This is a genomic window from Sphingobium fuliginis, assembly GCF_004152845.1.
Taxonomy (GTDB): Bacteria; Pseudomonadota; Alphaproteobacteria; order Sphingomonadales; family Sphingomonadaceae; genus Sphingobium; species Sphingobium fuliginis.
This window is the reverse complement of record NZ_SEON01000001.1, coordinates 457,653-477,617: the sequence shown is the minus strand read 5'-3', so window position 1 is coordinate 477,617 and position 19,965 is coordinate 457,653. Positions and strand designations below refer to the sequence as shown.

Annotated in this window: 19 protein-coding genes; 18 read left to right on the top strand and 1 reads right to left on the bottom strand. The window is 66.2% G+C overall.

Annotated features, from left to right (window positions below):
• Window positions 1-22: 22 nt before the first annotated feature.
• Window positions 23-991 (bottom strand): cell wall hydrolase, encoded by a 969-nt coding sequence (locus tag EWH10_RS02470; protein WP_044662762.1) that lies wholly within the window; start codon window positions 989-991, stop codon window positions 23-25.
• A 174-nt stretch (window positions 992-1,165) separates the two neighbouring features.
• Here EWH10_RS02470 and EWH10_RS02465 point away from each other — a divergent pair, with 174 nt between their 5' ends.
• The 18 genes from EWH10_RS02465 (at window position 1,166) to EWH10_RS02380 (ending at window position 19,959) form a co-directional block, all read left to right on the top strand.
• Window positions 1,166-2,161, top strand: a complete 996-nt coding sequence (locus EWH10_RS02465; protein ID WP_044662761.1) for a cysteine synthase A — start codon at window positions 1,166-1,168, stop codon at window positions 2,159-2,161.
• A 41-nt stretch (window positions 2,162-2,202) separates the two neighbouring features.
• Window positions 2,203-2,508: a hypothetical protein gene (locus EWH10_RS02460; RefSeq protein WP_044660141.1), complete on the top strand. Its 306-nt coding sequence runs from the start codon at window positions 2,203-2,205 to the stop codon at window positions 2,506-2,508.
• A gap of 43 nt (window positions 2,509-2,551) precedes the next feature.
• Complete coding sequence (locus tag EWH10_RS02455; RefSeq protein ID WP_229742382.1) at window positions 2,552-3,826, top strand: Gldg family protein; 1,275 nt, start codon at window positions 2,552-2,554, stop codon at window positions 3,824-3,826.
• A 185-nt stretch (window positions 3,827-4,011) separates the two neighbouring features.
• Window positions 4,012-4,509 carry a division/cell wall cluster transcriptional repressor MraZ gene (locus EWH10_RS02450; RefSeq protein WP_044660140.1) on the top strand — a complete coding sequence of 166 codons (498 nt, stop codon included), beginning with the start codon at window positions 4,012-4,014 and terminating at the stop codon, window positions 4,507-4,509.
• Window positions 4,506-5,486: a 16S rRNA (cytosine(1402)-N(4))-methyltransferase RsmH gene (gene rsmH / locus EWH10_RS02445; protein ID WP_065847280.1), complete on the top strand. Its 981-nt coding sequence runs from the start codon at window positions 4,506-4,508 to the stop codon at window positions 5,484-5,486. The genes EWH10_RS02450 and rsmH overlap by 4 nt, the downstream gene beginning before the upstream one ends.
• Entirely contained in the window at window positions 5,483-6,136 is a 654-nt protein-coding gene (locus tag EWH10_RS02440) for a hypothetical protein (RefSeq protein ID WP_025550614.1), read from the top strand. The genes rsmH and EWH10_RS02440 overlap by 4 nt, the downstream gene beginning before the upstream one ends.
• Window positions 6,137-7,837, top strand: a complete 1,701-nt coding sequence (locus EWH10_RS02435; RefSeq protein ID WP_044660138.1) for a peptidoglycan D,D-transpeptidase FtsI family protein — start codon at window positions 6,137-6,139, stop codon at window positions 7,835-7,837.
• On the top strand, window positions 7,837-9,279 hold the full coding sequence (locus tag EWH10_RS02430) for a UDP-N-acetylmuramoyl-L-alanyl-D-glutamate--2,6-diaminopimelate ligase (RefSeq protein ID WP_044660137.1): 1,443 nt from the start codon (window positions 7,837-7,839) through the stop codon (window positions 9,277-9,279). Before EWH10_RS02435 ends, EWH10_RS02430 begins: the two co-directional genes overlap by 1 nt.
• A complete protein-coding gene (locus EWH10_RS02425) occupies window positions 9,276-10,652 on the top strand; it encodes a UDP-N-acetylmuramoyl-tripeptide--D-alanyl-D-alanine ligase (RefSeq protein WP_044660136.1) in 1,377 nt (458 codons plus the stop codon). Before EWH10_RS02430 ends, EWH10_RS02425 begins: the two co-directional genes overlap by 4 nt.
• The gene (gene mraY, locus EWH10_RS02420) at window positions 10,652-11,725 is read left to right on the top strand and encodes a phospho-N-acetylmuramoyl-pentapeptide-transferase (protein ID WP_025550622.1); all 1,074 of its coding nucleotides are present in this window, start codon (window positions 10,652-10,654) and stop codon (window positions 11,723-11,725) included. Before EWH10_RS02425 ends, mraY begins: the two co-directional genes overlap by 1 nt.
• 5 nt (window positions 11,726-11,730) lie before the next feature.
• Window positions 11,731-13,056, top strand: coding sequence for a UDP-N-acetylmuramoyl-L-alanine--D-glutamate ligase (murD, locus tag EWH10_RS02415; protein WP_044660135.1), 1,326 nt, complete (start codon window positions 11,731-11,733; stop codon window positions 13,054-13,056).
• A 26-nt stretch (window positions 13,057-13,082) separates the two neighbouring features.
• Entirely contained in the window at window positions 13,083-14,285 is a 1,203-nt protein-coding gene (locus EWH10_RS02410; protein WP_025550626.1) for an FtsW/RodA/SpoVE family cell cycle protein, read from the top strand.
• Window positions 14,282-15,463: an undecaprenyldiphospho-muramoylpentapeptide beta-N-acetylglucosaminyltransferase gene (gene murG, locus EWH10_RS02405; RefSeq protein ID WP_025550628.1), complete on the top strand. Its 1,182-nt coding sequence runs from the start codon at window positions 14,282-14,284 to the stop codon at window positions 15,461-15,463. The genes EWH10_RS02410 and murG overlap by 4 nt, the downstream gene beginning before the upstream one ends.
• A 58-nt stretch (window positions 15,464-15,521) precedes the next feature.
• Entirely contained in the window at window positions 15,522-16,943 is a 1,422-nt protein-coding gene (gene murC, locus EWH10_RS02400; protein ID WP_044660134.1) for a UDP-N-acetylmuramate--L-alanine ligase, read from the top strand.
• Complete coding sequence (locus EWH10_RS02395; RefSeq protein WP_025550630.1) at window positions 16,943-17,140, top strand: hypothetical protein; 198 nt, start codon at window positions 16,943-16,945, stop codon at window positions 17,138-17,140. Before murC ends, EWH10_RS02395 begins: the two co-directional genes overlap by 1 nt.
• On the top strand, window positions 17,137-18,057 hold the full coding sequence (murB, locus tag EWH10_RS02390) for a UDP-N-acetylmuramate dehydrogenase (RefSeq protein WP_083199206.1): 921 nt from the start codon (window positions 17,137-17,139) through the stop codon (window positions 18,055-18,057). Before EWH10_RS02395 ends, murB begins: the two co-directional genes overlap by 4 nt.
• The gene (locus tag EWH10_RS02385; protein ID WP_044660132.1) at window positions 18,054-19,019 is read left to right on the top strand and encodes a D-alanine--D-alanine ligase; all 966 of its coding nucleotides are present in this window, start codon (window positions 18,054-18,056) and stop codon (window positions 19,017-19,019) included. Before murB ends, EWH10_RS02385 begins: the two co-directional genes overlap by 4 nt.
• Window positions 19,012-19,959 carry a cell division protein FtsQ/DivIB gene (locus EWH10_RS02380; RefSeq protein WP_044660131.1) on the top strand — a complete coding sequence of 316 codons (948 nt, stop codon included), beginning with the start codon at window positions 19,012-19,014 and terminating at the stop codon, window positions 19,957-19,959. The genes EWH10_RS02385 and EWH10_RS02380 overlap by 8 nt, the downstream gene beginning before the upstream one ends.
• Window positions 19,960-19,965 lie beyond the last annotated feature (6 nt).

Sequence of the window (19,965 nt, the reverse complement as noted above, 5' to 3'; positions counted from 1 at the left end):
ATTTTTCCGCAAAAAAAGCTCGTCAGATCAGCGGCCGGCCGCTGTTGCGATATTCGGGGCGGACCGTCGATTGGGGAAGGCCCGGCGCATCGGGAGACAGAGGGGCAAAAGGCCCGGTGACGGGCACGGCCGGCGCGGGGGATACCGTGACGGGTTCCGCCACCATGGGATCGAACATCGGGGACTTCGCGGTCAATGCCAGCCGGGCAGGCCCCGACTGTGTTTCGCGCCCTGAATAAGCCATGCGGAAAGCGGCGGCCGTGCCACCGGCGCCGGGCGGGCGGTAGAAGATATGCGCGCCGATCACGGCAACCGGCCGCATCGCGCCGGCCCATTCGGGTCGCACCGCCAGCGTATGATAATAGGTGGCAAGGCCGACGGGCCGATAGACCATGCCGGAAAGCGCCTGAGCGGCGATGCGGCGGGCGCGCGCCCATCCGTCCGCGCTCGCGCCGCGCGCCATGGAGCCGTCGCAGCTGAAGGTGAACTGGCAGCGATAGTCGGTGCGTTCCGACCCCTGGTAGATGACGCCGCACACGCTCTTGGGCCAGGCGGGGTTGCGGACGCGGTTCAGCACCACCTGCGCCACGGCGCGTTGCCCGTCCTCCGGCTCGCTCCCCGCCTCATAATAGACGGCGGATGTCAGGCAGTTGAGCGCCCGATAGCTGTCGAGCGCGGTCAGGCCCCGGAAAGCCATGGCGGGAGCAGCCTGCACGGCATCAAGCCCAAGTACATGCTCGCTTCGCAGCGTTGCGGCGCCGGGCGCGGGATCGAAGGCGCCCTGCGCGAAGAAGAAGGCGGATCCCGGGAAATTCTCACCAGGCTTCTCCGCGGGATCATCCTGCGCATGGTTGGCGGCCAGCAGGTCAAGCGGTGCCGCTGTGATCAGGCGCGGCGCGCCGAGGGCGAGCAGCGCCAGCGCGGCGACGACGCCGTGCCTCACCCCTGTCCGCTGGCCCTTCAAAGCCCCTTTTCCCCCGAAAATCCGCATATTGGTGCCCATCATAGGGGAAAAGCCTCGCCAGTTCCCCTGCGGAATCCGGCCTGTCCCGCTCTGAGACGGTGGAGGGTGCAAAGCTTAACGAGTCCAGCGACAATCCCGACTTTCGCGCGGCCATCAATCCGTTGCTTGGCAAGCGCGTATCTGGTCCGCTATGCGGAAGCCATGCTGGTTCAGAAAGATAGTCTCGCCCTGATTGGCAACACGCCGTTGGTGCGCCTTGCCGGCCCTTCGGAAGAGACGGGTTGCGACATTTACGCCAAATGCGAATTCGCCAATCCCGGCGCTTCGGTAAAGGATCGCGCGGCGCTGTTCATCGTCAACGATGCGGAGGAAAAGGGGCTGTTGAAGCCCGGCGGCACCATCGTCGAGGGGACGGCGGGAAATACCGGCATCGGGCTGGCGCTGGTCGCCAACGCCAAGGGCTATCGGACGATCATCGTCATGCCGGAGACGCAAAGCCGAGAGAAGATGGACACGCTGCGCGCGCTGGGCGCAGAGCTGGTGACGGTGCCGGCGGCGCCCTATTCCAATCCCGGCCATTTCGTCCACACCTCCCGCCGCCTGGCGGAAGAGACGGAAGGTGCGATCTGGGCCAACCAGTTCGATAATATCGCCAACCGCAAGGCGCATATCATTGGCACCGCCGAAGAAATCTGGACCCAGATGGACGGGCAGATCGACGGCTTCACCTGCGCGGCGGGGACGGGCGGGACGATCGCTGGCGTCGGGCTGGGCCTGAAGGCGCATGACGAGAATATCACCATCGCGCTCAGCGATCCGCATGGCGCGGCGCTTTACAATTATTATGCCCATGGCGAGCTGAAGGCGGAGGGGTCTTCGGTGGCCGAGGGCATCGGGCAGGGACGCATCACCGCCAATCTGGAGGGCGCGCCGATCGATACCCAGTTTCGCATTTCCGATGAGGAAGGGCTGCTCTGGGTACGGCGTCTGCTGGCCGAGGAAGGGCTGTGCCTGGGCCTGTCGTCGGGCATCAATGTCGCGGGCGCGGTGGCGCTGGCGAAGCGTCTTGGGCCCGGCAAGCGGATCGTCACGATCCTGTGCGATACCGGATTCCGTTATCTTTCAACGCTTTATAATCGCGAATGGCTGGAATTGAAGGGCTTGACTGTCTTCCCCTGGCTCGCGCAAACTCGTTGACCGCCGACACAGGTCGCGGCGGCGATAAAAAAGAGCGCTTCATGGCTGAAACACCCCGCCAACAGGAAGGGTTGCAGCGTGTCCAGATTGGCCTCACCGGGCTGGCGGGCGTGGTGTTGCTCGTGGGTCTGGCGAATATCGTGATCGACAAGGCGCGGATAGACGATCCGACGGTGCCGCCGCCGACCGTGCCCACGCTGGACGTGAATGCGGTATCGCCCAAGGAGCCGCTGGCGGAACTGGGCGTGCAGCCCGCGCCGGAGCAGGCGCCGATCGTGCCGGACCTGCAACCCGACCCCAATCTCAAGAAACCCATGGATCGCGAGATTCCGCCGGCTTCGCGCTGATGCTGGCGGGTTCGGCTTGAAGGCTGCGCTTCGGACATTTGTGATGCTGGCTCTGCCCGGGCTCCTGGTGCTGCTCGGCGGGTTGCCCGCGCTGCTGCGGACCGGGCAGGTCGATCCTCGGGGCTGGATGGTTCCGGCATTGCTGTCGATCCCGATGGCCGCTGTGCTGAAGGGGCGGCTGGGGGACGGGGCGGCGTGGTGGGCCGGGCTGGGAACGGTTGGGGCGGTGCTGTCCTGCGCGTTTCTGGCGGCTTGGCGCGTGCCGGCTTTGCTGCCCGTGCTTTGGTTGCTTGCGGTGGTGCTGGCGGCCATGTTTGCGGGATTGATGTTCCGTATTCCCACCAAGGCGCTCGAGAGAGACGAATGGCTCGCGACCGCCCGGTCCAAATGGCGGGACTGGGTTCGTGCCTTCGCAGGAGCAGGGCGGATTGCTGCGATGGGCCTGGCCTTGCTGGCTCTCGCGGCGTGCTGGCTGGCTCAGGAGCCGGCTGTTCAGCGCGCGCCTCATCCTCCCAAATTGTCCATCATCACCGGACTGCCGCTGTTCTGGCGCGATGGCGCCCAGGTGGATGCGCCCATCGTCACCGTCCTCCGCCAGCGATTCGACCTGAGCCCGCTCGATTCGCCGCTCGCTCTGGAAAACAGCCCTGCCAAGACGCTCCTCCTGGTCCAGCCGCGGGCTTTTTCGATGGATGAACTGGTCGCGTTGAACGGATGGATCAGCCGGGGCGGCAAGGCGCTGGTCCTGGCCGATCCGGAACTGCGTTGGCCGATGGACCTGCCGTTGGGCGACCGGCGGCGACCGCCGGCCGTCACCTTGCTCGCGGCGATGATCGAATATTGGGGCGTCAGGCTGACGCCCCCCAGCGCGGGCGAAAAGCGTCATTTTCTGGGCGATGGGCGGGTGTTGACCGTCTATTCCGCCTCCGGTTTCGAGGATGCGGGGCCGAAGTGCCGCATCGTGGGGCGGGGGTTGGTGGCACGCTGCATGGTGGGGAAGGGCAGCGCAACCATCGTCGCGGATGCCGATCTGATCGACGACAGGCTCTGGCTCGCGGATGCCGCCGCGTCGTTGGAGCCCGGACAATGGACCGCCGATACCCCGCAGTTCGTGGCGGAAGCTTTGGGCGCCACGCTTCCGGCAGGGCGGCGCTGGGTCCGGTCGGGTGACGCGCTGGTCAACGCCGTTCGCTGGGCTGTCCTCGTCGGGATTTTCTGGGCGGCCTTGGGAACCGTGTTTTTCCGGCGGCGCGGGGCGGCTCCCTTGGACCTTTCTTCGCCACGTCCTGCCCGGCCAACGCCATTTAAAGAGGGTTAATTACCAGAACAAAACAGGATTTCCCGGCTTTTCCCAAAATATCCCTTTTCTTGCACCCCGTGGCTTGGTATTTGAAAGCCATAGGGGTTTGTCAGGCTTTGCTAGTCCTGTGAGCCGGTTCGTCTCTGCGCGAATCCGGCTGGCGATAGCCTGCGCCCCGGGAACAGAGGGGCAGCAGTCCAAAAGTGTCGGAAGTCATTCTCTATACGGGCAACGCATTCAGCGTCGCGGACGGCAAGGGCCGTTTCGTGCTGCCCCTGGAGATGCGCCGGCAGGTCAAGCTGTCCAGCGGCAATGAAACCCGGCTTTTCCTCTCGGTCCATGGCGGCAACCCCTGCGCCACGGGCTTTGGCGAATCGCACCGCCGTCATCTGTTCACCGAAGTCGAGGAACTGGCCCGCGAAGCGCGCGCCGCGGGGCGCGACTATGATGCCGATCTGGAACTGGAGCGCCGCCTCGGCACGATCGAGGAGGTCAATTTCGATGACGGCGGCCGCTTCGCCATGCATCCCGACATCAAGGAGGAATATGGCATCACCGACGCCGTCTTCTTCTACGGCGTGGGTCGCTACATCCAGATCTGGAAGCCGGAAACGCTAGTCGACAGCAAGGACCGGCCGGAACTGATCCGCAACAAGGTTTGCCGCTGGCTGGACCAGCGGACGGCTGGAGGGGCCAGGTGAGCGCTTCCGCCGATCATGCCAAGGACCCCGAGCGCCATATTCCGGTGCTCATCGACGAAGTGCTCGACGCCCTCGCCATCAACCCCGGCGAGGTCCATGTCGACGGCACGTTCGGCGCGGGCGGCTATTCGGGCGCCATGGCGGACAAGGGGGCGAGGGTCTTCGCCTTCGACCGCGATCCCGACGCGATTCGCGAAGGGCAGGCGCTGGCCGACGAAAAGGGCATCACCCTGATCGCGGGCGAATTTTCGCGGATGGAGCAACTGCTGGCGGACCGGGGCGTGACATCGGTTTCCGGCGTCACGCTGGACATCGGCGTTTCGTCCATGCAGCTCGACCGGCCGGAGCGGGGCTTTTCCTTTCAGGGCGACGGGCCGCTCGACATGACGATGAGCCGGAGCGGGATGAGCGCCGCCGATTTCCTGAACAATGCCCCCGAGCAGGAGATTGCCGACATCCTCTATCGCTATGGCGAGGAACCCCGCTCGCGCCGCGTGGCGAAGGCGATCGTCGAGGCGCGGCCGCTGGAGCGTACCGGGCAGCTTGCCGGCGTCGTGCGCAAGGCGCTTGGCCACAAGCCGCATAACAAGAAGGACCCCGCCACCCGCACCTTCCAGGCGATCCGCATCCATGTGAATCGCGAGCTGGAGGAGCTGGAGCGGGGGCTGGAAGCGGCCGAGGCGATGCTGGAGGAAGGCGGCCGGCTGGCGGTCGTCACCTTCCACAGCCTGGAGGACCGCATCGTCAAGCAGTTCCTGCGCAACCGCAGCGGCAGCGAGGCGAGCGGATCGCGCCATTTGCCCCAACTCCAGTCCGGTCCCGCGCCGACTTTCGAAAGGCCAGCCAAGGCGGTGCGGCCCGGCATGGCGGAACTGGCGCGCAACCCCCGCTCCCGATCCGCCACGTTGCGCAGCGCCGTTCGCACGTCCGCCCCTGTTTCCCCCCGCCGAACCCAAGACAGGAAACCCCGCTCATGATCGCGGTCAAGAGATTGCAGAGCCTGATCTGGATCCTTCTGGTCGCGCTGGGGGCGCTGGGCGCTTATCTGGTGTCGCTCAAGGTCGCGACCGAGCGTAATGAGTTGATGAAGGTGCGGGCGCAGATCGCGCGGGCGAAGGCCGACATCCGCTATCTGGAGACCGAGTTCAGCGCGCGGGCGAACATGCGGCAGCTTGAGCGCTGGAACCAGGACGACTTCATGTATGCGACGCCCACCGCCCAGCAATATCTGGCGGGCGAGCGGGCGCTGGCGCATCTCGACGGGGTGCAGCCCAACGGGCCCGATTATGTCGCGCCGCCGGTGATGGTGGCGATGGTGCAGACGCCCGCCGATCTGCCGTCGGCGCCGCAGGCCGCGCCCGCCAGCCCCGCGCCGACCCAGATCCGCAGCGACATCGCCGTGATCCGGGAGGCGCATGCGGCGGACAATGTCGACAAGATCGCCAAGGCGCCGCCCGTCAAGACGCCCAAGGAAAAGGCGAAGGAGGACGCCGACACGACGAAGCCCAATCCCGTCGCCCGCCGCGCGGAGCGGATGGCGATGCTGGACGCGAAGCTGCTCGACGACAGCACGCTGGGGGACATCAGCGCCAAGGCGAAGCGCGAGCGCGCCAAGGGGGATCGCTAGATGGCGACGATCATCGTTCAGCCGGGCGGCGCGAGAGCGGGCAAGCAGCGCGTCGACCTGACGGCGATCGCGCATAACCGGCTGATGTTGCTGCTGATCCTGTTCATGGTGATCACGGCGGTATTGATCCTGCGCCTGACCTGGGTGGGGGTCTTCGCCGGCAACGGGCGGGGCGGCGACGCGATGGGCGGCCTTCCTGCGCGGGCCGACATTGTCGACCGCAACGGCGTGCCGCTGGCGCGCACCATGGATGCCTATTCGATTGCGGTGCGGCCTTCGCGGCTGATCGGCGACCCGTCCGAACTGGCCCGCAAGCTCCATGAGATATTCCCCGACGAACCGGAAGCCGCCTTCCACAAGAAGTTGACCGGGCGCGGCTGGGCCTATCTGCGCCGTCGCGCGTTGCCGGAAGAGGTGGCGGCCGTGAACGCCCTGGGCGAGATCGGCATCGAATTCCCGCGCGAGAAGGAGCGGCTCTATCCGCAGCGCACCTTGGCGGCGCATGTGATGGGCTTTGCGCCCAATACGGACGGCAAGGGCGGCATGGGCGTGGAAGCGGCGTTCAACGACCGGCTGACCGATGCGGCGCTGCGCGGCCAGCCCTTCGCCATGTCCATCGACAGCCGCGTGCAGGGCGCGCTGGAAAGCGAGCTGTACGCGCAGCTCGTCCAGACCCGCGCAAAGGGGGCGGGCGGCGTGATACTGGACGCCAATACCGGCGAGGTGATCGCCATGGCGTCAATCCCCGTGTTCGATCCCAACAAGCTGCAAAATTATGCGGGCAAGAGTTGCAGCGAATCGCCGCTCTGCAATCATATGGTGCAGGCGCGCTATGAACTGGGATCGGCGTTCAAGCCGCTGTCCATTGCCGCGGCGATGGATCGCGGCGTCGTCACTTCCATGTCGAAGACCTATGACGCGACGGCGCCGCTCGCCATTGCGGGCTTCCGGATCAAGGACGACCATCCGCTCGGCCGCTGGATCAACGTGCCGGAAATCCTGGTGCACAGTTCCAACATCGGTACGGCGCGGATCGCCGACCAGATGGGCGCGGAGCCTTTGCAGCATCTTTTCCGGGAATTGCACTTCGATCAGCGCGCGCCGATCGAGCTCAATGAACGGGCAGGCACGCTCTGGCCGGCCAATTGGGGGCGCATCACGACGCTGACCGTTTCCTATGGCCATGGCATCGCCGTAACGCCTTTGCATCTCGCTTCGGCTTATGCGGCGTTGGTGAACGGCGGACTGTGGCGGCCCGCTACCCTGCGCAAATTGAAGGCGGACGAGGTGCCGGAGGGCCGCCGCGTCTTCTCCGCCGCGACCAGCGCGCGCATGCGCCAACTGTTGCGCATGATCGTGGCGGCGGGTACAGGTCGCAGCGCCGACGCCAAGGGATACCGGGTGGGCGGCAAGACGGGTTCCGCCGAAAAGCCCCAAGAGGGCCGGTATAACAAGACTTCGCTGGTGACGACTTTCGCTTCTGCCTTTCCCATGGACAATCCGCGCTATGTGGTCCTCGTCACCATGGACGAGGCGACGGGTCAATATGGCCTGCGCACGGCCGCCTGGACGGCGGCGCCGGTCGTGAAGCGGGTGGTGGAACGCACCGGGCCGATGCTGGGCGTGCTGCCCGACGAGCGGCGCGACGTCGACATTTCCGACCTCATGCCGCTGCTGCACGGCGACAAGGAGAAAGAATAATGCGCCTCGGGTCGCTTATCGAGGGGCTGGATGCGAAGCTCGATACAGGCGCGTCGCTGGACCTGCCGGTATCGGGCTTCGCGATCGATAACCGGAAGGTCGCGCCGGGCACGGTGTTCGGGGCCTTCCAGGGAGCACGGGTCAATGGCGAGGACTTCATTCCCGCCGCCGTGCAGGCAGGGGCAGTGGCGGTCGTCGCCCGGCCGGAGGCGCGGGTGGACGGCGCGATCCATATCGCCTCGGACAACCCCCGCCGCCTGTTCGCGCAGCTTGCCGCGCGCTATTTCGCGCCGTTTCCGGAGGTGACCGTTGCCGTCACCGGGACCAACGGCAAGACCTCCACCGTCGAACTGACCCGGCAGCTCTGGCGGATGCTGGGGCATAAATCCGCCTCCATCGGCACCCTGGGCGTGACCACCTCCGTGGATCAGGTTTCCACCGGGCTCACCACGCCGGACATCGTGACCTTCCTCGCCAACATGTCGGGCCTGAAGCGCGAGGGCATCACCCATGCCGCGTTCGAGGCGTCGAGCCACGGGCTGGCGCAATATCGCACTGAAGGACTGCCCGTGTCCGCAGCCGCCTTCACCAACCTGTCGCGGGATCATCTCGATTATCATGGCGACATGGACAGCTATTTCGATGCCAAGATGCGGCTGTTCGACGAGGTGGTCGAGCCGCAGGGCGCGGCGGTCGTCTGGGCCGATGACGCATGGTCGGAAAAGGTTATCCAGCGGGCTACGAAGCGGGGGCTTCGTGTGCTGAGCGTCGGGGTGCAGGGGCAGGCATTGCGCCTTGCCAACCGCACCCCGACCCAGTTGGGCCAGACGCTGGACGTCGAGGTTGAAGGCAAAAGCCACAAGGTCAACCTGCCGCTGATCGGCGCCTATCAGGCGGCCAATGCGCTCACCGCCGCCGGTCTGGTGATTGCCGGCGGCGAGGATGCGGGCAAGGTGCTGGAACTGCTGGGCCGGGTGCAGCCCGTGCGCGGGCGGCTGGAGCGGGCCGTCATCACCAGGACGGGCGCGCCGGTCTATGTCGACTATGCCCATACGCCCGACGGGTTGCGTGCCGCCATCGAGGCGCTGCGGCCGCATACGCGGGGTCGGCTGATCGCGCTGTTCGGCGCGGGCGGGGATCGCGACGCGGGCAAGCGGCCGCAAATGGGCAAGGTGGCGGCGGACCTTGCCGACCATGTGATCGTCACCGACGACAATCCGCGTTCGGAGGAGCCCTCCGCCATCCGCGCCGCCGTCATGGCGGGCGCGCCGGGCGCGGAGGAGATTGGTGGTCGCCGTGCCGCCATCGCCGCCGCCATCGCTCAGGCAGGCGCGGACGACATTGTCCTCCTGGCAGGCAAGGGGCATGAGCAGGGCCAGATCATCGGGGACCGGGTGCTGCCCTTCGACGATGTGACCGTGGCGCGGGAATGCGCCGGATGAGCGCACTCTGGACCTCCGAAGAGATTGCGCAGGCCACGGGGGGCGTCGCTTCGGCGCCCTTCGCCGTTTCTGGCGTGGCGTTCGACAGCCGCGAAGTGACGGGCGGCGACCTGTTCGTCGCGATGAAGGGCGAGGCCACGGATGGCCATCGCTTCGTCGACAAGGCGTTCGGTCAGGGCGCGGCGGGCGCCATCGTCAGCCAGCCGATCGCGCAGCCGCATGTGCTGGTGCCCGACAGCGCGGCGGCGCTGGAGGATCTTGGTCGCGCCTCCCGCGCGCGGATGCAGGGCAAGGTGGTCGGCGTCACCGGATCGGTGGGCAAGACCGGCACCAAGGAGGCGCTGTTCCATGCGCTCGACCGCATCTGTCCGGGGGAGGTCCACCGCTCCGTCAAGAGCTACAACAATCATGTCGGCGTGCCGCTGAGCCTGTCGCGCATGCCGCGCGAATCCGCCTTTGGCGTGTTCGAAATGGGCATGAACCATGCCGGCGAGCTGGCGGCGCTGACCCGGCAGGTGCGGCCGCATGTCGCCATCGTCACCGCCATCGCGCCGGCCCATATCGAATTTTTCGGCACCGAGGAGAAGATCGCGGAGGCCAAGGCCGAGATTTTCGAGGGGCTGGAGCCGGGCGGCACGGCGGTCATCCCCTATGACAGCCCGCATGTCGCGACCCTTTATGCCAAGGCGGAGAAGCATGCGGCACGAATCCTGACCTTCGGCTTCGATCCGGAGGCCGATGTCCGCGCCCGCGAAACCGTGCCTGCGGTGGGCGGCGGCACGCTGGTCACGGCGGCGCTGCCGGGCGTCGAACTGTGCTTCACCGTGGGGGCTCCGGGCGAACATTGGGTTTCCAACGCTCTGGCGGTGCTGGCGACGGTGGAGGCGCTGGGCGGCGATCTGGCGGCGGCGGGACTGGCGCTGGCGGAAATGCCGGGCCTCCCGGGTCGGGGTCAGCGGAGCATCCTGCCTGTCGAGGGCGGCGAGGCGTTGCTGATCGACGAAAGCTATAACGCCAATCCGTTGAGCATGACGGCGACGCTCAGGCAATTGGGCCGGGAGCAGGCGGAGCGCCGCATTGCCGTGCTGGGCGGGATGCGCGAACTGGGCGACCGCAGCCGCGAATTGCATGCCGGGCTGGTCGAACCGCTGACGGCGGGCCAGGTGGATTATGCGGTGCTGGTGGGCGAGGAGATGGAGCCGCTGGCGCAAGCGCTGGGCGGCGTCATCGCCTTCGACCATGTATCCGACGCAGCCAGCGCCACCGACCTCATTCGACATGAAATACGCGCGGGCGATGCGGTCCTGGTGAAGGGATCGAACGGCATCGGCCTCTCGCGCCTCGTCGCCGCGCTACAGGAAGCAAAGAACTGATGCTCTACTGGCTTGCCCAGACCATGGATTTCGCGGGTGTGTTCAACCTCATCCGCTATTTGAGCTTCCGGGCGGGCGCGGCGATCGCGACCGCGCTCATCATCGGCCTGCTGATCGGGCCGCGCTTCATCGGATGGCTGCGCGTGCGGCAGGGCAAGGGGCAGCCGATCCGCGACGACGGTCCGCAGACGCACCTCGCCAAGCGCGGCACGCCGACCATGGGCGGCCTCATGATCCTGACGTCCATGGTGTCGTCGGTGCTGCTGTGGATGGACCTTTCCTCCATCTATGTCTGGGCCTGCCTGTTCGTGACGCTGGGTTTCGGCGCCATCGGTTTCCTCGATGATTATGACAAGGTGACGAAAGCCAGCCACAAGGGGCTTTCGGGCAAGATGCGCCTGGCCTTCGAGTTCCTGATCGCCGGTTTCGCGGCGTGGCTGATCGTCAGCCAGCATGGCAATACCGCGCTGTACGTGCCCTTCTACAACGGTCCGGCGATCGAACTGGGGCCGTTCTACTTCCTCTTCGCGGCCTTCGTGATCGTGGCGTTCGGCAATGCGGTGAACCTGACCGACGGTCTGGACGGGCTTGCGACGATGCCGGTCATCATCGCCTGCATGGCGTTCATGGCCATCGTCTATCTGGTCGGGCGCGCCGACTTTGCGGGCTATCTTGGCATTCCGCATGTGCCGGGGGCGGGCAACCTCACCATATTGTGCGGCGCGATCATCGGGGCGGGCCTCGCCTTCCTCTGGTTCAACGCGCCGCCCGCCGCCGTCTTCATGGGCGACACCGGCAGCCTGGCGCTCGGCGGCACGATCGGCGTGATCGCCGTCACCGCGCATCATGAGATCGTGCTGGGCGTGATCGGCGGGCTGTTCGTGGTGGAGGCGATGTCCGTCATCATCCAGGTCTTCTTCTACAAGCGCACCGGCAAGCGCGTGTTCAAGATGGCGCCGATCCACCATCATTTCGAACAATTGGGCTGGGCCGAGCCGACCGTCGTGATCCGCTTCTGGATCATTTCCTTCGTGCTGGCGCTGGCAGGCCTCGCCACGCTGAAGCTGCGGTGAGCGCCATGGGGATCGTTTCCGACGTCTTTGCAGGCAGGAAATATGCGGTGCTGGGGTTGGCGCGGTCCGGCCTCGCCACGGTCGAGTGCCTGGCGGCGAGCGGGGCTGAGGTCGTGGCATGGGACAGCCGGGACGAGGCGCGCGCCTCCGTTAAGGGCAAGGCGGAGTTGGCCGATCCCACCGAAATCGACCTCAAGGGCTTCGACGGCGTGGTGGTGTCGCCCGGCGTGCCGCTCAACAAGCACCCCATCGCCATGCATGCGAAGCTCGCGGGGGTGCCGGTCATTGGCGACATAGAGCTGTTCGCGCTCGCCCGGCCCAGCCTGCCCAGGCATCGGGTGGTGGGGATCACCGGAACCAACGGCAAGTCCACCACGACCGCTCTGGTCCATCATATCGTCGAGACGGCGGGCATTCCCACGCGGATGGGCGGCAATATCGGGCTGCCGATCATGGGACAGGACCCGTTGCCGGAGGGCGGCGTCTATGTGCTGGAACTGTCGAGCTACCAGATCGACCTGACGGGCAGCCTGGATTGCGACGTGGCGGTGCTGCTCAACATCACGCCGGATCATCTCGACCGTTATAATGGCTTTGAAGGCTATGTAGCCTCCAAGGCGCGGCTGTTTGCGATGCAGTCGGCCGGGCATGCCGCGGTAATCGCGACGGAAGATGAGCCGAGCCGGGGGATATTCCATTCCGTCCGTCATTCCCGGCAAGGCGGGAATGACGGGGTTGTGGAGGTGCGATCGAGCGACATCGCTCCCTCCGCTCAGGCCGGCTGGCCCGCATTGCAAGGCCCGCATAACGCCCAGAACGCCGCCGTCGCCATCGCGGTCGCCCGCGCGCTGGGCATCGGCGAAGCGACAATCGAACAGGGCCTGCAAAGCTATGCCAGCCTTCCCCACCGGATGCAGCGGGTGCGGGAACTGAACGGCGTCCTCTACGTCAACGACAGCAAGGCGACCAACGCCGCCTCGACCGCGCCGGCGCTGGCCGCCTATCCGCCGGTCGATGGCCGCAAGCGGCTGCACTGGATCGTCGGCGGCCTGGCCAAGACCGACAATCTGGACGAGTGCGCGCCCTGGTTCGCCAATGTGGCCCAGGCCTATACCATCGGCGAAGCGGGCCCCATGTTCGCTGAGCTGTTGCGCCCGCATATGGCGGTGGACGATTCGGAAATGCTATCGGCCGCCGTTCGCCGCGCTGCGCGGGTGGCGCAGCCGGGTGACGTGGTGCTGCTGTCGCCAGCCTGCGCGAGTTTCGACCAGTTCCGCGATTTCGAGGCGAGGGGCGATGCCTTCGCCGCTGCCGTCGCCGCGCTGGAATAAAGGGAATCGGAGGAGCTTTGGGGGGCATGTCGAGGGCAGGCGATCTTGTAAAGGAGTTCAGGAACCGCACCGTCCCGCGTGAGCGTACGGCGCTGGCCATCTGGTTCTGGGAAATCGACCGCGTGCTGCTGTCGCTGATCGTCGCGCTGATGGCGATCGGGCTGGTCGCCGTGGCGGCGGCCTCCCCGGTGGCGGCGATCGACCGGTCGACCAGCACGGTTTCGGTGACGCCGCTCATCTATTTCTACCGCCAGTTGATGTGGGTGTTCATCGGCCTGCCGATCATGCTGGTGATCTCCATGCTGCCCCGGACGCAGGCGCGCCGGCTGGCCTTTATCCTGTGCATCGTCTTTGCCGTGGCGCTGCTGCTGGTGCCGGTGCTGGGTTCGGTGGTGAACGGCGCCAAGCGCTGGATCGACCTGCCGGGTTTCCGGTTCCAGCCATCGGAATTCCTCAAGCCCGTCTATGTCGTCACCATGGCCTGGTTGCTGTCGCTGCGCGGCAAGGACATGACGCTGCCCGTGATCCCGCTGACCGGCGTGCTGACGCTGCTGATCGCGGCGATCCTGATGAAGCAGCCGGACTTCGGCCAGACGGTGATCTTCCTCGCCTGCTGGGGCGGCCTGCTGCTGCTGTCGGGGGTGTCCATGCGCTTCATCGGCGGGATGGCGGGCGCGGGGCTTGGCGGGCTGGTGCTGATGTACATGTTCTATGAGAACGGACGTCAGCGCATCAACGACTTCCTGGGCATCGGCGTTGCGCAGGATGTCGGGCCGGACCAGACCGAACTGGCCTTCCGCACCATCACCCATGGCGGCTTCCTGGGCGTCGGGCCGGGCGGCGGGCAGAACAAGTTCCGCCTGCCCGAAGCGCATACCGACTATATCTTCTCGGTCATCGGGGAAGAGTTCGGCCTGCTCGCCTGCATCGGCATCGCCTGCGTCTATCTGGCCATCGTCGTGCGGGTGTTCCTGCGCATGCTGGACGAGGACGATAATTTCACCATTCTCGCCGCGGCGGGCCTCACCACCCAGTTCGGGCTTCAGGCGATCATCAACATGGGCGTCAACGCCCAGATATTTCCGTCCAAGGGCATGACGCTGCCCTTTATCAGCTATGGCGGCTCCTCTATGCTGGCGCTTTGTATCGGCGTCGGCCTGTTGCTCGCATTCACGCGGCGCAACCCCTTCATGGGTCGGCACACGGTCGTCAAATGGAGTGGTCGATGAGCATTTCCCGACACTTCGTCCTCGCCGCCGGCGGGACGGGTGGTCATATGATTCCGGCGCATGCCGTTGCTGAAGAGCTGATGCTGCGCGGCCATCATGTCGCGCTGGTGACGGATGAGCGCGGCGCCAAGATACCTGGCATTTTCGACAAGGCGCCTGACAACCGGGCACAGGTCCATGTCATGCCCGCCGGGCGGATGACCCGGAATCCCAGAAGCTGGCCGGGCGCGTTGAAGGCGATTTTGGCGGGCCGGGCGATGGCGCGGCGTCTGAACGAGACGTTCCGCCCGACGGCCGTTGTGGGTTTTGGCGGCTATCCGGCCATGCCCGCGTTGCTGGGCGCGCTGGCCGATGGCATTCCGACCGCCATTCACGAACAGAATGCCGTGCTTGGCCGGGTGAACCGCTATCTGGCGGGACGGGTGGATGCCATCGCGACCGCCTATCCGGATGTCGAGCGGCTCAAGGACAGATATGCCGGCAAGGTCCACCTCGTCGGCAATCCGGTGCGCGAGGAGGTGAAGCAGCTTCGCGAGGAGGATTTTCCCGCGCTGACCGACGAGAGCGTATTCCGTGTGCTGGTCATCGGCGGCAGCCAGGGGGCGACGATCCTTTCCAGCGTCGTGCCCGATGGCCTGGGCATGCTGCCGCTCAGCCTGCGCCGGCGCCTGCAGGTGACGCAGCAATGCCGGGCGGAGGATATTGAGCGGGTGCGCCGGCTCTATGCCGATCTGGAAATCCCGGCGGACCTGGCGACCTATTTCAACGATGTCCCGGAAAAACTGGGCTGGTCGCACCTTGTCATCGCGCGGGCGGGCGCTTCGACGCTGGCGGAACTGACCTGTGCGGGGCGTCCGGCGATCCTGATACCGCTGCCGAGCGCGATGGACGACCATCAGACCGCCAATGCCCGCGAGATGACCGAGGCCGGCGGCGCCCGCACCATTCCGCAGGCGCGCTTCACGGCTGTGGAACTTGCCAAGCAGATGCAGAAGATGGCGCTGGAACCCGGCGCGCTCCAGAATGCGGCCAAGCGCGCCCGCGCCTGCGGTCGCCCGAATGCGGCCCGCGACATGGCCGATCTGCTGGAAAGCATTGGCCCGGCGCCCATCATCAATGACCCGCTGCGTGTCGGCCCGACGCCCACCAGCCTCAATTTGCAGGGTGTTCCTGCATGAAGAACGCCAAACTCTCCCCCAACGGCTCTCTCTATTCTGTCAGCAAGGAATCCCACGCATGAAGGGTGTCGGCACCGACATCGGCACGATCCATTTCATCGGCATCGGCGGCATCGGCATGTCCGGCATCGCTGAGGTGATGCATAATCTGGGCTACAGGGTTCAGGGCAGCGACGTCGCCGAAGGCTATGTGGTCGAGGGGCTGCGCAAGAAGGGCATCCCCGTGATGATCGGCCACAAGGCCGAAAATCTGGGCGATGCCGCCGTGGTCGTGACCTCCACCGCGATCAAGAAGGGCAATCCGGAGGTCGATCTGGCGCTGGAGCGCCGCGTCCCCGTCATCCGCCGGGCCGAAATGCTGGCGGAACTGATGCGCCTCAAATCGACCGTCGCGGTCGCGGGCACGCACGGCAAGACCACGACCACATCGATGGTCGCGGCGTTGCTGGATGCGGGCGGGGTGGACCCGACCGTCATCAATGGCGGCATCATCAACAGCTACGGCTCCAACGCCCGCCTCGGCAACAGCGAATGGATGGTGGTAGAAGCCGACGAGAGTGACGGCAGCTTCCTGCGCCTGGACGGCACGCTGGCGGTCGTCACCAATATCGATCCCGAGCATCTCGACCATTATGGCAGTTTCGACAAGGTGAAGGACGCCTTTGTCGAGTTCGTCGAGAATGTGCCTTTCTACGGCGCGGCGATGCTGTGCCTCGACCATCCGGAGGTGCAGGCGATCCTGCCGCGCGTGCAGGACCGGCGCATCGTCACCTATGGCTTCTCCGCCCAGGCCGATATTCGCGGCGAAAATGTGCAGCCGATTCCCGGCGGCAACCGCTTTGACGTGCAGATCCGGGAACGCGACGGTTCGCTCCGCCGGATCGAGGGCATCGAAATGCCGATGCCGGGCCGCCACAATGTGCTGAACGCCATGGCGGCGATCGGCGTGGCGTTGCAGATGGGCATCGATGACGCGACGATCCAGACCGGCTTCGCCAAGTTCGGCGGCGTCAAGCGGCGCTTCACCAAGGTCGGGGAAATCGCGGTCGGTGGCGGCGCCGCGACGGTGATCGACGATTACGGCCACCATCCGGTCGAGATCAAGGCGGTGCTGGCTGCCGCCCGCGAAGGGGCGAAAGGCCGGGTCATCGCCGTGGTCCAACCGCATCGCTTCACCCGCCTGCGCGACCTGATGGACGAGTTCCAGCAGGCCTTCAACGATGCCGACATCGTCTATGCCGCCCCGGTCTATCCAGCCGGCGAGCAGCCGATCGAGGGCGTGGACAGCGCGGAACTGGTCGCGGGCCTCAAGCGCCGGGGCCATCGCAACGCCGCGACGGTCGAGGGCGCGGACGATCTTGCCCGCCTGGTCGCCGCCGATGTGCAGGCGGATGACATGATCATCTGCCTGGGCGCGGGCGACATTACCAAATGGGCGGCGGGGTTGGCCTCCGCCGTTGCGGAGAGGGAAGCCGCCTGATGTTCGAACTGCTCAATGTCGGGCTGGAAATGCAGAAGCGGATGATCGACATCCAGATGCAGGGCGTCGAAGCGGCGCAGCAGATGGTCGACGCCGCCCAGCGCAATGTGGATGCGGGCCTCGCCGCGACCCGCGCGGGCGAGGCGGGCATGAAGGCGATGAAGGGCTGGATGCGGCTTTGGGGGATGCGCGATTGACGCTGGCGGCAACGTCCCTTCCTCCGGTTCGCGGTTCGCTCAAGGCCGATGCGCCGTTGGCACCGCTCGTCTGGTTCAAGGCGGGCGGCGTCGCGCAATGGCTGTTCGAGCCGAAGGACGCGGACGATCTTTCCGATTTCCTCACCCGGCTGGACCCGGCGATCCCGGTGATGGCGCTGGGGCTCGGTTCCAACCTGATCGTGCGGGACGGCGGCGTTCCGGGCGTTGTGGTGCGTCTTGGCAAGCCCTTTGCCAAGGTGGAGCAGGTCGATGCGACCAGCCTGCGCTGCGGGGGAGGGGCCTCGGGCATCCTCGTTTCATCGACCGCGCGGGATGCAGGGATCGCCGGGCTTGAATTCCTGCGCTCCATTCCGGGCACGGTCGGCGGCTTCGTAAGGATGAACGGGGGCGCCTATGGTCGTGAGACCTGCGATATTCTTGTGGAATGCGAGGTTTTGCTGCGGTCCGGCGAGCGGGTGACATTGCCGGTCGATGCATTGGGCTACACTTACCGCCACAGCACTCTTCCCGACGGCGCTGTCGTGGTGAGCGCGGTTTTCCGGGGCTTTCCCGGCGAGCCCGCGGCCATCCAGGCGGAGATGGACCGCATCGCGACCGCCCGCGAGGAAAGCCAGCCGCTCCGCAGCAAGACCGGAGGGTCCACCTTCAAGAACCCGGCCGGTCACAAGGCCTGGCAGCTGGTGGATGAGGCCGGGTGCCGGGGGCTCCAACGGGGGGGCGCGCAGGTTTCGGAAAAGCACACCAATTTCCTCCTCAACCTGGGCGATGCGACCAGCGCGGATATAGAGGCGCTGGGCGAGGAGGTGCGCCGCCGGGTGAAGGAAAAGAGCGGCATTGACCTCGAATGGGAAATTCAAAGGGTGGGCGTTCAGCTGGTTGAAGGAACAGATACATGACTCGTGGCCCCTGGCATGTTGCCGTCCTGATGGGGGGCTGGTCCGCCGAACGGCCCGTTTCGCTTTCGTCGGGCGAGGGCGTCGCCAAGGCGCTGGAATCGCGCGGCCACAGGGTTACGCGGATCGACATGGACCGCGACGTCGCGCTGCGCCTTGCGGAGGCCAGGCCCGATGTCGTGTTCAACGCCCTTCACGGCGTGCCCGGCGAGGATGGCACGGTGCAGGGCATGATGGACCTGATGGGCCTCACCTACACCCATTCCGGCCTCGCCACCTCGGTCATCGCGATCGACAAGCAGCTTACCAAGCAGGCGCTGGTGCCCCATGGCATCCCCATGCCCGGCGGCCATATCGTGCCCAGCGAAAGCCTGTTCGAGGGCGATCCCCTGCCGCGCCCCTATGTGGTGAAGCCGGTCAATGAGGGCAGTTCGGTCGGCGTCGCCATCGTGACCCGGGACGGCAATTATGGATCGCCCATCGGCCGGGATGTCGAGGGACCGTGGCTGCATTTCGAGGAATTGCTGGCCGAGCCCTATATTCGCGGCCGGGAACTCACGACCGCCGTGCTGGGCGACGAAGCGCTGCTGGTCACGGAATTGCGCCCGAAAAGCGGCTTCTACGATTTCGACGCCAAATATACCGACGGCATGACCGAGCATGTGTGTCCCGCCGATATTCCGCAGGAGATCAGCGAAGCCTGCAAGGCAATCGCGTTGCGCGCGCATCGGTTGCTGGGCTGCAAGGGGGCGTCGCGCGCCGATTTCCGTTGGGACGATGAACAGGGGGTCGACGGGCTGTTCCTGCTGGAAGTGAACACCCAGCCGGGCATGACGCCGCTCAGTCTCGTGCCCGAACAGGCGGCGAGGCTGGGCATTGACTATGCCGAGCTGGTGGAGCGTATAGTCGAGGACGCGCTGAACGGCGCCCGAATTGCAGCCAATGGGGGGGCGAAGCATGGCTGAAGCACGCATCCGGCGTGGCGGAACGGCGCGGCTGACGCGAACGACCGGCGCGCGCGGCCGCAGCGGGGGGCGAGGGCGTTCGGTCAAGCAGCGGAGCTGGATCGACGGCCTGATCGACCTGCTGCCGGTGAGCGAGGAAACGCTCCAGCGCATGGCGAGCTGGACCATCGTCGGCATCGTGCTGGCGGCGCTGGTCGGCATCGCCATGCTGATGGGCGTTCCCGCCATGGCCGGGCAGAAGGCGTCCGAACTTGCCGCCCAGGCCGGTTTCGAAGTCGAGAAGGTCGAAGTGCGCGGCGTCGAGCGGATGGACGAACTGCCCATCTACAATATCGCCCTGGGCCAGGTGAGCCGGTCCATGCTTTCGCTCGACCTGCCCAAGGTGCGGGCCGACATGCTGAAGCTCGGCTGGGTCAAGGATGCGCGCATTTCCCGCCGCCTGCCCGATACGCTGGTGGTCGACATCGTCGAACGCGATCCTGTCGCGGTGTGGCAGCATGATGGACAGCTTCACCTGATCGACGTGGCCGGCGTGGTGCTGCAATCGGTGTCCGCCGGGGCGATGCCGGACCTGCCGCTGGTGGTCGGTCCCAACGCCAATCTCCAGACCGCGGGCCTCAACAGGCTGATGGAAAATGCGCCCGCGCTCAAACCCATGCTGGCGGGCGCCACCTGGGTCGGGAACCGGCGCTGGGACTTGCGCTTTCAGTCGGGGGAGACGCTTTCCCTGCCCGAAGGCGACAAGCCGTCGGCCACGGCGCTGGTCAATTTCGCGCGGATGGACGGGGTGAACCGCCTGCTGGGCCGGGGCATCGTCAAGTTCGACATGCGCGATCCCGACCGTTTCGTGCTGCGCCTGCCGCAGGGCCAGGGAAGCGGTTCGTCCGGCGACAAGCCCGATGCGAGCGCCGAAGCGCCCGCCAAGGGCGAGGAAGGCTGAACCCCC

Coding starts and splice junctions, on each gene's coding strand:
- EWH10_RS02440 (WP_025550614.1), top strand. CDS start 5,483: ATGATCGCGGTCAAGAGATTGCAGAGCCTGATCTGGATCCTTCTGGTC.
- mraY (WP_025550622.1), top strand. CDS start 10,652: ATGCTCTACTGGCTTGCCCAGACCATGGATTTCGCGGGTGTGTTCAAC.
- murC (WP_044660134.1), top strand. CDS start 15,522: ATGAAGGGTGTCGGCACCGACATCGGCACGATCCATTTCATCGGCATC.
- murG (WP_025550628.1), top strand. CDS start 14,282: ATGAGCATTTCCCGACACTTCGTCCTCGCCGCCGGCGGGACGGGTGGT.
- EWH10_RS02380 (WP_044660131.1), top strand. CDS start 19,012: ATGGCTGAAGCACGCATCCGGCGTGGCGGAACGGCGCGGCTGACGCGA.
- EWH10_RS02470 (WP_044662762.1), bottom strand. CDS start 991: ATGCGGATTTTCGGGGGAAAAGGGGCTTTGAAGGGCCAGCGGACAGGG.
- EWH10_RS02465 (WP_044662761.1), top strand. CDS start 1,166: ATGCTGGTTCAGAAAGATAGTCTCGCCCTGATTGGCAACACGCCGTTG.
- murD (WP_044660135.1), top strand. CDS start 11,731: ATGGGGATCGTTTCCGACGTCTTTGCAGGCAGGAAATATGCGGTGCTG.
- EWH10_RS02410 (WP_025550626.1), top strand. CDS start 13,083: ATGTCGAGGGCAGGCGATCTTGTAAAGGAGTTCAGGAACCGCACCGTC.
- EWH10_RS02460 (WP_044660141.1), top strand. CDS start 2,203: ATGGCTGAAACACCCCGCCAACAGGAAGGGTTGCAGCGTGTCCAGATT.
- EWH10_RS02395 (WP_025550630.1), top strand. CDS start 16,943: ATGTTCGAACTGCTCAATGTCGGGCTGGAAATGCAGAAGCGGATGATC.
- EWH10_RS02385 (WP_044660132.1), top strand. CDS start 18,054: ATGACTCGTGGCCCCTGGCATGTTGCCGTCCTGATGGGGGGCTGGTCC.
- EWH10_RS02430 (WP_044660137.1), top strand. CDS start 7,837: ATGCGCCTCGGGTCGCTTATCGAGGGGCTGGATGCGAAGCTCGATACA.
- EWH10_RS02435 (WP_044660138.1), top strand. CDS start 6,137: ATGGCGACGATCATCGTTCAGCCGGGCGGCGCGAGAGCGGGCAAGCAG.
- EWH10_RS02425 (WP_044660136.1), top strand. CDS start 9,276: ATGAGCGCACTCTGGACCTCCGAAGAGATTGCGCAGGCCACGGGGGGC.
- EWH10_RS02455 (WP_229742382.1), top strand. CDS start 2,552: ATGCTGGCTCTGCCCGGGCTCCTGGTGCTGCTCGGCGGGTTGCCCGCG.